The 13267-nt window shown below is 72.2% G+C and carries 11 protein-coding genes; 8 read left to right on the top strand and 3 right to left on the bottom strand.

Annotation, left to right across the window (positions count from 1 at the left end; all coding sequences use genetic code 11):
- Positions 1-79: 79 nt before the first annotated feature.
- Positions 80-790, bottom strand: coding sequence for a PH domain-containing protein (locus SERN_RS05605; protein ID WP_135849160.1), 711 nt, complete (start codon positions 788-790; stop codon positions 80-82).
- A 2-nt stretch (positions 791-792) separates the two neighbouring features.
- Positions 793-1716, bottom strand: a complete 924-nt coding sequence (locus SERN_RS15730; protein WP_233251498.1) for an Ltp family lipoprotein — start codon at positions 1714-1716, stop codon at positions 793-795.
- 463 nt (positions 1717-2179) lie between these two features.
- Here SERN_RS15730 and SERN_RS05595 point away from each other — a divergent pair, with 463 nt between their 5' ends.
- From SERN_RS05595 to SERN_RS05585, 3 genes are all read left to right on the top strand, one after another.
- Positions 2180-4738, top strand: coding sequence for a purple acid phosphatase family protein (locus SERN_RS05595; RefSeq protein WP_158292577.1), 2559 nt, complete (start codon positions 2180-2182; stop codon positions 4736-4738).
- A 110-nt stretch (positions 4739-4848) separates the two neighbouring features.
- Complete coding sequence (locus SERN_RS05590) at positions 4849-5562, top strand: hypothetical protein (protein WP_135849158.1); 714 nt, start codon at positions 4849-4851, stop codon at positions 5560-5562.
- Positions 5563-5629: 67 nt separating this feature from the next.
- Entirely contained in the window at positions 5630-6103 is a 474-nt protein-coding gene (locus SERN_RS05585; RefSeq protein ID WP_135849157.1) for a cupin domain-containing protein, read from the top strand.
- Between the two features lie 143 nt (positions 6104-6246).
- Here SERN_RS05585 and SERN_RS05580 read toward each other — a convergent pair whose 3' ends face one another.
- Positions 6247-7644 (bottom strand): GntR family transcriptional regulator, encoded by a 1398-nt coding sequence (locus SERN_RS05580; protein WP_158292576.1) that lies wholly within the window; start codon positions 7642-7644, stop codon positions 6247-6249.
- Between the two features lie 154 nt (positions 7645-7798).
- Here SERN_RS05580 and SERN_RS05575 point away from each other — a divergent pair, with 154 nt between their 5' ends.
- From SERN_RS05575 to SERN_RS05555, 5 genes are read left to right on the top strand one after another with little or no spacing between them, the layout of a single operon-like run.
- Positions 7799-9301, top strand: a complete 1503-nt coding sequence (locus SERN_RS05575) for an amidase (RefSeq protein ID WP_158292575.1) — start codon at positions 7799-7801, stop codon at positions 9299-9301.
- Positions 9302-9308: 7 nt separating this feature from the next.
- Positions 9309-10469 carry an ABC transporter substrate-binding protein gene (locus SERN_RS05570; protein WP_135849154.1) on the top strand — a complete coding sequence of 387 codons (1161 nt, stop codon included), beginning with the start codon at positions 9309-9311 and terminating at the stop codon, positions 10467-10469.
- Positions 10469-11521, top strand: a complete 1053-nt coding sequence (locus SERN_RS05565; protein ID WP_135849153.1) for an ABC transporter ATP-binding protein — start codon at positions 10469-10471, stop codon at positions 11519-11521. Before SERN_RS05570 ends, SERN_RS05565 begins: the two co-directional genes overlap by 1 nt.
- Positions 11518-12399 carry an ABC transporter permease gene (locus tag SERN_RS05560; protein WP_199241525.1) on the top strand — a complete coding sequence of 294 codons (882 nt, stop codon included), beginning with the start codon at positions 11518-11520 and terminating at the stop codon, positions 12397-12399. The genes SERN_RS05565 and SERN_RS05560 overlap by 4 nt, the downstream gene beginning before the upstream one ends.
- Positions 12392-13258, top strand: a complete 867-nt coding sequence (locus tag SERN_RS05555; RefSeq protein WP_135849152.1) for an ABC transporter permease — start codon at positions 12392-12394, stop codon at positions 13256-13258. Before SERN_RS05560 ends, SERN_RS05555 begins: the two co-directional genes overlap by 8 nt.
- The last annotated feature ends 9 nt before the right edge of the window (positions 13259-13267 follow it).

Here is a 13267-nt window from a genome sequence, read left to right as displayed (position 1 = left end):
GACGCACGCAGCGGCCCCCGGACCGCCGTCGGCGATCCGGGGGCCGCTGCGTCACCCCCGCCGGACTACCGGTGCACCGTCACAGTCGCGAGAGCAACTCCGCCTTCTTCGCGGCGAACTCGTCAGCGGTGATCACTCCTGCCTCGTGCAGTGATCCGAGACGTTGAATCTGCGAGATGACGTCTTCGGCTGCCGCGGGCGCGGGCGCCTGCTGCGGCTCTGAGACAGGTGCGGAGACACCGGCACCGCCGACGCCAGGAACAGCACCCAGAGGGGTACCCGAGTAGTTGATGGTCTGAGTCGTCGCGCGGGTCTGCATCACCAGCCGACGCTCGTGGGCAACCCTGTTCAGCTCGCTGACTCCCTCCCGGAACTCAGCGATGTCTTCGATCTTCACGACCTCGCGGCCGTTCGACCGTTGGACGAAGAGGGTGATCGTGCCGACACCCCGAGCCTTCTGGGTCACGGTCTGCTTAGCGTCGACGTCGTAGATCTCATGGACCGGGATCTGCTGCGCGTTCGTTCGCAGCGCACCCTTCTCGAAGAACAGGTAGTGCTCGGTCAATCTGTACTTGCCCGGCGCGAAGTGGGTGAGCGGACGACCAACGGCGGACCACAGCGTGCCCGGAGCATCGGCCTGAGGGTGCCGGGTCTCCACCTTGGCCTGAGGCTGCCACTGCTGGGTACGGGAGTTCTCGGTCTGAGAATGGAAGTGCTCGGTCCACTGCTGCCCGTCCCAGTAGCGCTGCCCGCCGTCGACGGGATACCAGCCAGGAGATGCGTTCGACATGTCTAGTACCCGACCGCAGCGGCGCCGAATTCCGCCTGCTCCTGGGTGTACCCCTCGAAGACGAGCTGGTCGATCAGGCCTTGCCGGGAGAAGGACATCAGGTCGAGGTAGTTCTTGGCAGACTTCGCAGCCTGCTCGTTCCAGTCGGCCGCAATCGAGTCGACGGCAAATGCGGCGTCCTCGAAGGAGAACCCCTCGAACTCGAGCTGGTCGATGAGTCCCTCGCGCGAGAAGGCCATGACGCTCAGGTAGTTGTCGGCGCTGTCGACGGCATTCTGCTGACCGATCGACAGAGCCGGCGCGGCCGGAACCTCGACGGGCACTGCCGCCTCCTCGGCAGGAGGAGCAGGCGCCTCCGCCTCGACCGGGGGCGCCTCCGTCGTCACCGCCGGGTCGCTGTGCTTCTCCACGCCCAAGACCACCGTGCCGCCCTGCAGCTCCTGCGTGAGCACGACCCAGTTGCTCTCAGCGAGAACGACCCGGCCCTCGCGCACGTCGTGCGACGAGAACTCGAAGCCGGCCTCCGACAGGGTCTCCCGAGCCACATCGAGCGAGAATCCGACGACGGCAGGGGGCTCGGTCGCGGCAACGACCTCAGCAGCCTCCGGGCTCGGAGATTCCGCGGTGGTCGCTGTCTCCGACGGCGACGCCTCGGGTGCGGGCTCCTCGGTGTCGCCTCCCGTCAGCGAGCCGATGAAGCCGCATACCAGGACGAAACCGGCAACGGCCCACACCCAGCGCCGGGCGTACCAGGGCTTCTTGCCGGCGGGCGGCGTCTGCTGGGGCGCCGGCGGCTGTCCGAAGTAGGCGGGCTGCTGCTGGTGACCGTAGTCGGGCAGGGGCGGCGGGGCGCCGTACTGCTGCTCGCCGGGCTGCTGCGGGTACCCCTGCTGAGGCGGGGGCCAGGAATTGGTGTTGTCGGTCATGAGTCATCCTTGACGGTCGAATTCAGGGGGCTCGCTACGCGCGCGATCTCACCACTGCACCTGCGCAGGGAGCAGATCGGCGCCGTCATCGTCGTTCGACGAATTCGAGCGTGTTCGAGCTGCCAGGAAAACGGGTAGCGAAAGTGAGGCTAACCGGGACTCAACGTTCGCACAATGCCGAACGAACGAGACCTGGCGCACATCCGCCACGGTGGCGCAAAGCGCTGCTCTATGAACGTTGTACCCAGCGCATCGCCTGGTCGCGAAGCCCCCTGTCCGGGATGGCACCGCGGCTCCGCGGCTGATCGCAGCCGCGACGCAACCCGGCGACCACTGTTCACCACGGCGTCGCCGTGCGGCCACGGACCGGTCGATCGCGCGGGGTCGGGTGGAGGTCGGGTCGCCCTGACGGCCCGCCACACCACCAGATCACCGGGTGCCTGCGCGCCCGACGAAAGGGATCATGCGATCACGCATCCGTAGAACCACCGGCGCCGCGCTCGGTGTCGCCCTGGTCGGAGGCCTCCTGACGGCCGTCTCGACGCCCGCCCTGGCCGACACCAGCCTGCCCACCCCGATCTCGGACGACCGCGCGGCTGACTCCGCCGCGGCCGCCGTCGACCTGGCACCGGGCCAGCACCTCAGCCCGGAAGCGACCCAGTGGCGCTACCACGACCTCGCGCAGGACCCGGCCGGTGACGGCGACCTGCTCTCCTGGACGCTGGCGGACTACGACGACTCCGCCTGGCCGCTCGAGAACGGCCCGTTCGGCGCGCTGCGCGGCGAGAAGGTGGACGTCTCGGGTCAGCCCGTGACCACGCTCCTGAACCAGTACAAGGCCGGGACGACGTCGAACGTCGAGACCTTCTTCTTCCGCGCCGAGATCGACCTCGACGCCGCCGAGCTCGCCGACATCTCGCGGCTGACCGGGACCGTCCGGCACGACGACGCCCTCGCGGTGTGGGTCAACGGCGAGAAGGTCGGCGGCTTCCTCGACGACGCCTTCGACCCGACCCTCGGCAACATGCAGTACCTCGGCGACAGCCGCAGCGCCCCGATCGTCAGCTCCGTCAACGTGCCCGGCGACGTGCTCGCCGAGGGCGAGAACCAGATCGCGATCGCCCTGTACCAGGACCGCGCGAGCAGCTCCGACATCTACTTCAACTTCGAGAGCCTGGACACGGTCGCGATCGACGAGCCGCTCACGGTGAGCGACGTCGTCCTCAACGTCGGCTCCGACGAGACCACGCGCAACGTCGCCTGGTACCTCAACGACGTCGCCGACGGCGAGGTCCAGTGGGCGCCGGCGTCCGCCTACGACGGCGTGACGTTCCCGGCGAACGCCACCTCCACGCCGTCGGCCCGCACCGGCCAGACGCACGACGGCCGGTTCTACCACCACGCCACGATGGGCCCGCTCACCGAGAACGCGTCCTACGTCTACCGCGTCGGCACCGAGGGCAGCTGGTCCGAGGTCCACGAGTTCTCGACCGGCGCGTTCGGGACCGGCGCGTTCGAGTTCTTCATGATCGGCGACGCCCAGATCGGCTCCTCGGGCAACGTGGAGCGCGACACCGCGGGCTGGACGAACACGCTCGACGTCGCCGAGGAGATGTTCCCGGACGCCGCGTTCATCCACTCCGTCGGCGACCAGGTCGAGCGCGCCGGCGCCGAGAACGAGTACGTCGGCTTCCTCGCGCCCGAGCAGCTGCGCACCATGCCGATCGCGACGATCAACGGCAACCACGACGTCGGCACGACGGCGTACGAGACCCACTTCTTCATGCCGAACCTCGACAAGGACTTCGGCAACTCCGGCGTCGACACCCGCTCGCAGGGCAACTACTGGTACATCTACGACAACGTCCTGTTCATCGGACTGAACTCCAACGTCATGGACGTCGCCACCCACGAGGCCTTCGTCGAGAAGGTCCTGGCCGAGCAGGGCGAGAACGCTGACTGGGTCGTGGCGTCGCTGCACCACTCGATGTTCAGCGTGGCCAACCACTCCATCAACCAGAACATCGTGGGCCTGCGCAACAACCTCTCCCCCGTGCTCTCCGAGCTCGGCGTCGACGTCGTCCTCATGGGCCACGACCACTCCTACTCCCGCACGCGCGTCATGGAGGGCCGCACGCCCGTCGAGACGTGGGACGACCAGCTCGAGGTCCACCCCGAGGAGGGCCAGACCGTCTACGTGACCGGCAACTCCTCCTCCGGCTCGAAGTACTACGACATCCGCACCCCGGAGGCGATCGGCGCCGCCGACCCGAACGGGTACAACTACGTGGCCAAGGCGTGGCAGGAGTACGTCCCGAGCTTCGCCCACATCGAGGTCGACGGCGACGTCATGACCATCGCCTCCTACCGGACCGACGACCGCAGCTCCTTCGACGAGGTCGTCGTCCACCGCGCCGGCGCCGAGGAGCCCGAGGTCACCTCCCCGTTCGTGGACGTCCCCACGGACAGCCTGTTCTTCTCGGAGATCCGCTGGCTGTTCGAGCGGGGCATCACCACGGGCTGGCCCACGGCCGACGGCGGCGCCGAGTACCGCCCGCTGGACTCGATCAACCGCGACGCGATGGCGGCGTTCCTGTTCCGCGAGTTCGGCGACGAGGGCTACCGCGCCCCCGAGACCTCCCCGTTCGTCGACGTCGCGACGGACAACCAGTTCTACAAGGAGATCGCCTGGCTGGCGGAGAACGAGATCTCGACCGGGTGGGCCACGCCCGCCGGCGCCGAGTTCCGACCGCTCAGCCCGATCAACCGTGACGCGATGGCGGCGTTCCTGTTCCGCATCGGCGCGCCCGAGGGCTACGTGGCTCCCGCGGTCTCGCCGTTCAAGGACGTCACGGACACGACGGCGTACCGCACCGAGATCATGTGGGCGGCCGAGCAGGGCATCACGTTCGGCTGGATCGGCAACGACGGGACGGCGCAGTTCCAGCCGCTCTCGCCGATCGCCCGCGACGCGATGGCGGCGTTCCTCAGCCGCATGATCCAGGGACCGCTCGAGTCCTGACGGTCCGATCGGGCCCGGCCGGTCGGTGGCGCACGTGCCACCGGCCGGCCGGGCCCGCATCCACCCCGACCCACTCTGATCACCTGATCCACCCCGCCCCAGGAGCCGCCATGTCGCGCACGAGCGCCGCCACCCACACCCGCCCGCGTGCGGTCGTCGCGACGGTGGCCGCCGTCGCCCTGGCGGTCGCGGTCGCCGTCGTCGCCACCCTCCTGTGGCCGCGGGCCGATGCCGACGCGACGGTCCCGGTCCAGCGCTTGGAGGTCCCGACGCACGTCGGCGAGCACACGCTCGTGCACGGGAGCGCGCTCATCTCGCTCGACGGCGTCACGTGCACCGCGGCGGACGGCCTCGTGCAGGCCGTGGGAGCCGACATGGTCGACGGCTGGGCCGGGGGCATCGTGGTCGAGGACCCGCCCCCGACGCTGTTCGCCATCGACGACTTCTCCTACGAGAGCTTCCAGAGCCTGGTCTACGCCGACGACGTCCCGGCCCTGGGCACGGGCGGCACGGACTGCGCCGCGTACCTGGAAGGGCTGGCCTGGGTCCTCCTCCTGCACTACCCCGACGCGGCGACGGCGGCGTCCTCCCTGACCGCGCCGCTCGACTCCTACGACGAGCTCGTCGAGCCCGAGGTCAGCACCGGGTGGGACTACCTCGGGTGCCGCACGACGGCGTCGGGCTCCGAGTGCGTCGCACCGCTCGGCGACGTGGTGGCCTACGTGGGCTCCGACGCCGATCCGCGCACGCTGGCCGCGTGGAGCGGGGACTTCCTCACCGCCACGGCCACGGCCACCGACGCCGCGAGCGCCGGCGCTCGGTAGGCGGCCGGTCCGGAGCGGACCGACAAGAACCTGGTGCCGCGACACCCACTTGGCCAGGATGGAACGCATGGAGATCAACGACAACGGACCGAACCCGAACGCCTTCGACATCGAGGCCGCCACCGTGCAGAACGGCGACTACCGCCGCGTCGCGTGGAGCGGCAAGCACCTCCAGGTCGTGCTCATGGCCATCCAGCCCGGCAAGGCCATCGGCCTCGAGGTGCACCACGGCACCGACCAGTTCCTGCGCATCGACGCCGGGAAGGGCCGCGTGAAGATGGGGCCGGACAAGGACGACCTGTCCTTCCAGCAGGACGTGTCGGACGGCTGGAGCATCCAGGTCCCCGCCGGCACCTGGCACGACGTCGAGAACACCGGTGACGAGCCGCTCCGCCTCTACACGGTCTACGCGCCCACGCACCACGCCCAGGGCATCGTCCAGGCGACGGCGGAGGACGCCGACGCCGACGAGGAGGCCGGCCGCGACGAGCCGCCCGCGTTCGCCGAGGAGATCGACACGAAGGGCGAGGAGTCGGCCTGACCCTCGCTTCACCATCGACTGGCACGTCTACCTCGGATACCGCCCGCCAACCGAGTCAGGCGTGCCAGTCGGTGCGTGCGAGCGCCGCGCGCAGCGCAGCAGTCGATGACCGAGGCCGGCCGGGGGAATCGCCCGGCCGGAGCTCAGGCGTCGGACACCCGCGTCGCCGCCGCGCTCGCCAGCAGCCGGGCCAGCTCGTCCAGCGGCGCCCCGATCGGGAGCTGCGGCGTCCCGACCCGCAGCACCGCCGGCCGCGGCGGGTCCACGAACGTCCGGCCCGACGGCGCGAGCGTCACCCCGTGCGCCGCCAGCTCGGCCAGCGCCTGGGCCTCGTCCCGTGCCGGCACCCACACCAGCAGCGATCCCGGCGACGCCGTCGCCCGCACCCCGAGCGCCGCCAGCCGCGCCACCAGCCCCGACGCCGCCACCTCGTGGTCCCGCGCCGCGGACTCCGCGAACTCGCGCGCGGCCGGATCGCGCAGCATGTGCGCCAGGGAGTTCTGCAGGATCCGGCTCTGCGCCTGCATCCCGTGGCTGCGCAGCTGTCGGATCGGTTCGAGCAGCTCGCGAGCGCCGCCGATCACCGTGGTCCGCAGGTCCAGCCCGAACGCACGGCAGTACGACGCGAGCCGCACCACCCGGTCCGGCAGCGCCGTCCCTAGGCTGGCGGCGGGTGCGGAGTGCTCCGGATCCCGCGTCGCGAGCACGTCCTCCTCGATCACCCATGCCTCGGGCGCCACCCTCGTGAGAACCTCGGCGAGCTCGGCCGCGCGCGACGGCGTGAGCCGGCTGTCCACGGTCAGCGTCCCCGCCGGCTGGTACAGGAAGGTGCGCGCGCCCGCCGCGAGCGCCGCCTCCAGCGACGCCGGCAGCGGCCCCGAGGAGTCCGACGCGACCGCCACCACCTCGAGCCCGAGCGAGCGCAGGTTGGCGATGTTGCCGGGCGTCGCCGGCTCCTGCACGGCCACGAGCCCGCCCCGCGGCGTCGCCGCCTCGCACGTCACGAGCGTCGCCTCACCCGAACCCGACACGGTCGTCCACTCCTGCGCGACGAACGGCCACGCCGGCGCGACGGTCTCGCGCAGCAGATCGGTGATGTGCTCGCGCGCCAGCGCGTTGGTCCGCGGCTCCTCGAGGCTCCGCTGGAACGCCCGCCGCAGGTCGGGCAGGTCCTCGGGCGCCGGGTGCGCGCTCGACATGTCCACCGAGCCCCAGCCGGTGAACACCCGCGGCGTCCCGGCCCGCGGCCAGCCGACCGCGCCGACGACCACGGTGCCGCCCCGCCGTCGCGTGCTGATCAGACCGCGCTCGCCGAGCCGCGCCCAGACCGCGGCGACCGAGGACGTGCTCGCGCCCGCCGCCCGGGCGACGTCGCGGATGGTCGGCAGCCGCGTGCCGGGCGGGAGCGTGCCGTCGCCGATCTGGCGCACGAGCAGGGCCGTCACCTCGCGCGGCGCGAGTCCGTGCACCTCCGCGAGCACGCGTGAGGCGGCGGACTCGTCGTCGTCCGTCGCCGTGCCGTCCAGTGTCGCGATCGCCATAACATTGCGAACATATCGGGCCCCGGGCGGCGCGGCAACGCCCAGCCACACCGCGAGCCGCGCCACCCGCCCGCACGCGATTCCGGCGGTCCCACGATGCGGAACGCCTGCAACGGTCATGGACCGTCTCCGGATCGGAGCGTACATTTCCCGCGTGCCCGAAAATCATCCACTACATAACTCGGTCGCCGGTCTGGCCGAGCAGGTGCGCACCCGCCGGGTGAGCGCCGTGTCCGTGGTCGAGCACACCCTGGCCACGATCGACGGCGCCGACGCCGCGATCCGCTCGATCGTCTGGCGCGACGACGAGGCCGCCCTCGCGCGCGCCGCCCAGCTCGACCGCCGGCTCGCCGAGGCCGACGGCAGCAGCACCGCCAGCAACGCGATCCCCCCGCTCGCCGGCGTCCCCACGACGGTCAAGGACCTCTTCGCCGTCGAGGGCCAGCCGTACTCGCGCTCCTCCCTCGCCTACGACGACGCCCCCGCCACCACCACCGACCTCCCCGTCGCCGCGGCCCTGGCCGGCGGCCTGGTCCAGGTCGGCCGCGCCGCCGCCCCCGAGCTGGGCATGACGACGTCGTGCGAGAGCGACCGGTGGGGCATCACGCGCAACCCGTGGAACCTCGAGCACTCCCCCGGGGGCTCCAGCGGCGGCAGCGCGGCGTCGGTCGCCGCGGGTCTCGTGCCCGTCGCGATCGCGAGCGACGGCGGCGGCTCGATCCGCGTGCCCGCCGCATTCTGCGGCGTCGTCGGCCTCAAGCCCACGCGCGGCCTGGTCCCCTCCCGCCTGCAGGGCTGGGCGGGCGGCGCCTCGGCCGGCGCGATCACGCGGACGGTCGCCGACGCGGCGCTCGTGCACGACCACCTCACGCGCCGCGATCCGCACGCCTGGGCCGCGCGCCCCGCCAGCGGCCGCCGCGCCGCCGGCGGCAACGACCTCACCGACGCGCTCGAGCGTCCCACCCCGCGGCTGCGCATCGGCGTCCTGACCGAGGCCTTCGACCCGGCGATCGACGTCGACGAGGCGTGCTCCGCCGTCGTCCTCGACCTCGCCGAGCGCCTGCGCGCGGCGGGCCACGAGATCGTCGAGATCCACGCGAGCGATGCGACCGCGGTCGTCATGGACATCTACCCCACGACGATCATCCCGACCTGGCTCGCGCTCGACCCGCCGCCCCGGCCCGAGCGCCTGCCCGCGCACGTGCAGCGCCACCTCGCGCACGCCGCCGGGATCGACGCGATCACCTACGTCCGCGAGGTCAACCGCTTCGAGACCCTCGCCCGCGAGATCACCGCGGACTACTTCGACCGCGTCGACGTGCTCCTGACCCCCACCACGGCCACGCGCGTGCCCCGCGTCGGCGAGGTCCGATCCGAGCTCATCCAGAGCGGCGGACCGCTCGGCCGCGCCTGCCCGACCTACGAGCAGACGCTGGCCTTCACCACCGTCGCCAGCGTGATCGGCTCACCCGCGCTCTCGGTCCCGGCCGGGCTGGACGACGGCGGTCTCCCGCTCGCCGTCCAGATCATCGGGCGCCAGCACGCCGACGACGTGGTGCTCCAGCTCGGCCGCGACGTCGAGGCCCACCACCCGCCCGTCGCCCCTCCGCACTCGGCCCTCCAGCCCGACTCCCCCGCCCCCGCCCGACGAAAGTGATCCCCGCATGAGCACCCTCCTGACCCGGCGCACCCCCGGGAGCGCCACCGCCCGCCCGGCGCTGCGGATCGCCGCCGTCGCCGCCGCGCTCGCACTCACGCTCGCCGCGTGCGGTGGCGGGTCCGACGACGCCGCCGCCCCCGAGGGCGGCGCCGACACCGGCTCCGGCGAGACGGACTTCACCGGCCAGACCCTCACCGTCGCCGCCTACGCCGGCTCCTGGGGCGAGTCGTTCCAGGCCGCGTTCGTCGAGCCCTTCGAGGCCGCCACGGGCGCCACGGTCGAGCTCGTCCCCGGCGGCCCCGCCGACTGGCTGACCGCCCTGCGCTCCTCGGCCGGCGGCACGCCCGCCTACGACGTCGTCGCCTTCACCCCCAACGTGATCCCGAGCGCGGTGGCTGGCGGCGTCGTGGCCGAGCTCGACACCGACCGCATCGCCGACTTCGCCGACCTCAACCCGGTCCTGGTCGAGCAGAGCGAGATCGACGGCGCGCAGTACGGCGTGCCGCTGACCGTCGGCGCGACCGGCATCGCCTACCGCACCGACCTCGTCACCGACGCCCCGACCGACTGGTCGGACCTGTGGGACCCGGCCCTGTGCGGCCACCTCGGCATCTCCCCGCTGACGTTCAACACCGGGGTGGAGTTCCTCGCCGGCGTCATCAACGAGAACGGCGGCAGCATCAGCGAGCCGGCCGACGTCGACGCCGCGTTCGACCAGCTCGAGGGCCTCGCGGACTGCGCCTCGGCGTTCCCCGCCGACGGCACCTCCGTGGAGACCACGCTCGTGGGCGGTGACGCCTGGGCCGCCGCGCACTGGGACGGCCGCGCGTTCGTGCAGCAGAACAACGGTGAGGCGATCGGCTTCGCCTACCCCGAGTCCGGCTCGGTCGGCGCGCTGACGTCGTTCTTCGTGGCCGAGGGCACCGAGAGCTCCGACCTCGCCTACGAGTTCCTCAACTACCTCGCCTCCCCGGAGTACCAGCCCACGTTCTCCGAGGGCACCTGGTACGCCGCCTCGAACGACACCAACGTCTACTCCGAGGAGTTCGCCGCGCAGATCCAGCACGGTCCCGGCGCCTACGACGACTTCGTCTGGGTCGACTACCCCGTGATCACCCCGCAGCTCGGCGACCTGCAGGCGCGCTGGCAGGAGATCTTCGGCTGATGACCTCAGGCCGCGTCGAGGTCCGTGACCTCAGGCTCGGGTACAACGGTGAGCTCGTCCTCGCACTGGACGAGCTCACCGTGGAGCCCGGGGAGTTCGTGTCGGTGCTCGGTCCGTCCGGGTGCGGCAAGTCGACCCTGCTGTCGGCCCTGGCCGGCTTCGTCGAGCCCATGGCGGGCAGCGTCCTCATCGACGGCGAGGACGTCACGCACGTCCCCGCGCACAAGCGCGAGACCGGCATGGTCTTCCAGTCCTACGCGCTGTTCCCGCACCTGACGGTGCGCCGCAACCTCGAGTACGGGCTGCGCGTGCGCAAGGTCGGCAAGGCCGAGCGCACCGAGCGCGTGGAGGAGGTGCTCGAGCTCGTCGGCCTGCAGGAGTTCGCCGAGCGCTACCCGCGCCAGCTCTCCGGCGGTCAGCAGCAGCGCGTCGCGATCGCGCGCTCCCTGGTCACGCGACCCCGCGTGCTCCTGCTCGACGAGCCGCTGTCCAACCTCGACGCCAAGCTGCGCCGCTACATGCGCCACGAGCTGCGCGAGCTGCAGCAGCGCGTCGGCATCACGATGGTCTTCGTGACGCACGACCAGGCGGAGGCGCTGGCGACGTCGGACAAGGTCGTGCTCCTGGCCGGCGGCCGCCTCGAGCAGCTCGGCACGCCGGAGGAGCTCTACCGCGCGCCGCGCACCGCGTTCGTGGCGGACTTCGTCGGCGCGGCCAACGTCCTTCCCGTCGTCGCCTCGCCCGACGGCGGAGCCACCCTCCTGGGGCGGCCCGTCACCGGGCGGGCGGCGGAGGGCACGCGCGCGGCCGTGCGCCCCGAGGCGCTGCGCGTCGCGCTCCCGACGCCGGCCGACCCCGAGGCGGCGCGCGCCGCCGTCGTCTCGGTCGGCTTCACCGGCGAGCGCTACGACTACCGGCTGCGGACGGCGGACGGCACCGCGCTGCTCGCCTCGCCCCCGGCCGCCGAGGCGGTGCACCCGGTCGGCACCGCCGTCGCCGTCCACTTCGACGACGCCGCCGTGCTGCCGCTTGCCGGGACCGGAGCCCCGTGACCACGCTCCGCCAGCGCCTCGCCGGCGGCCGGACGACCGGCCTGCTCGCCGCCGTCGTGCCCACGCTCTTCGTGGTGCTGGCGTTCGTGGTGCCGCTGGCCGGCCTGCTCGTGCTCTCGTTCCGGCCGACCGACGCGTTCAACCTGCCGCTGGACGGGTTCACCCTGACGCAGTACGCGCAGGTGTTCACCACGCCGTACCTGTACGACTCGCTGCTGGAGAGCCTGTCGCTGGCCCTCCGGGTGAGCCTGACGTGCCTCGTGCTGGGCTTCCCGATCGCCTGGTACCTCGCGCGGACGCCCACCGGCTGGCGCAAGACGATCGTCTTCACGATCACGCTGTCGCCGCTGCTGACCTCGGAGGTCGTGCGCTCGTTCGGGTGGCGCGTGGTGACGTCGGGCGAGGGTCCGGTCAACCGCGGGCTGCAGGCGCTCGGCCTCATCGAGACGTCGCTGCCGCTGCTGCGCTCGCCGTGGACGGTGTTCCTCGCCGTCGTGCACGTGCTGCTGCCGTTCGCGATCATCGCGCTGACCGCCTCGCTGAAGACGATCGACGACGCCGTGCTGCGCGCCTCGGCCGACCTCGGCGCCTCCGGGCTGCGGACGTTCCGCAGCGTCGTGCTGCCGCTGTCGACCCCCGGGCTCGTGGCCGGAGCGGTGATCGTGTTCTCGCTGACGATGGGAATCTACGTGACACCGCTGCTGGTGGGCGGCGCGAACCAGCCGCTCGCCGGGCTCCGTGTGCAGAACGAGGCGCTCGTGACGTTCAACCAGCCGCGCGCCGCGGCGCTGAGCTTCGTGCTGCTGCTGCTGACGCTGACGGTCGTCGCGATCGTCACGGCGCTGTCCCGCCTCGCCGATCGGAGCAACCGTGCCTGAGAGCACCGCCGTCGCCACCCGCGCCGCCTCGCCGAGCCCCGACCAGAGCCGCGCCCGCAGCCGGGCGCACACACGCGCGCGCCTGCGCCGCGTCGGTGCCGCGCTGCCCGTGGTGCTCGTCTGCGTCTTCCTGGTGCTGCCGCTGCTCGTGGTCGCGATCAGCTCGTTCGCCGACCGCAACAGCTTCGCGTTCCCGCCCTCGGGCCTCTCGCTGCGTTGGTACGGCGAGGTGTTCTCCAGCGACGCGTGGCTCGGCGCGCTCGCCGCGTCCGGCCGCCTGCTCCTGGTGGTGGTGCCGATCGTGGTGGTGCTCGGCGTGCTGGGCGGCTACGCCGTCGGCGCCGGGCGCTTCCCCGGCCGCCAGGCGCTCTCGCTCCTCTTCCTCGCGCCGATCATGGTGCCGGGCGTGATGCTCGGCCTCGCGCTGCTGCACCAGATGCAGGGTCTCGGGCTCGTCGGCTCGAGCGCTGGACTGATCCTGGCCCACCTCGTGGTCACGCTGCCGTTCGCGATCCGCGTCATCTCGGTCAGCGCAGCGTCGCTCGACCCGCGGCTCGTGCGCGCCGCGCAGTCGCTCGGCGCCTCGCCCCTGCGCGCGTTCCTCACCGTCACGGTGCCGCTGCTGCGCCCCGGGATCGTGGCCGCGGGCTTCCTCGCCGCGGTCATCTCGCTCGGCGAGGTCGCGGTCTCGGTGTTCGTCGCCGGCGCCCGCTCGGCCACCGCGCCGGTGCTCATCTACTCCGCCGTGCAGGTGCAGATGGAGCCGACGATCGCCGCGATCTCGACGCTGATGCTGCTCGCCTCCGTCGTGGTCATCGCGGTGCTCGACCGCACCGTCCGCATCTCCCGATTCCTCTAGGACGACCGT

The organism is Serinibacter arcticus (genome assembly GCF_004786095.1).
GTDB lineage: Bacteria > Actinomycetota > Actinomycetes > Actinomycetales > Beutenbergiaceae > Litorihabitans > Litorihabitans arcticus.
The sequence above is the reverse complement of the archived record's forward strand: the minus strand, read 5'-3'. Positions and strand labels throughout refer to the sequence as shown.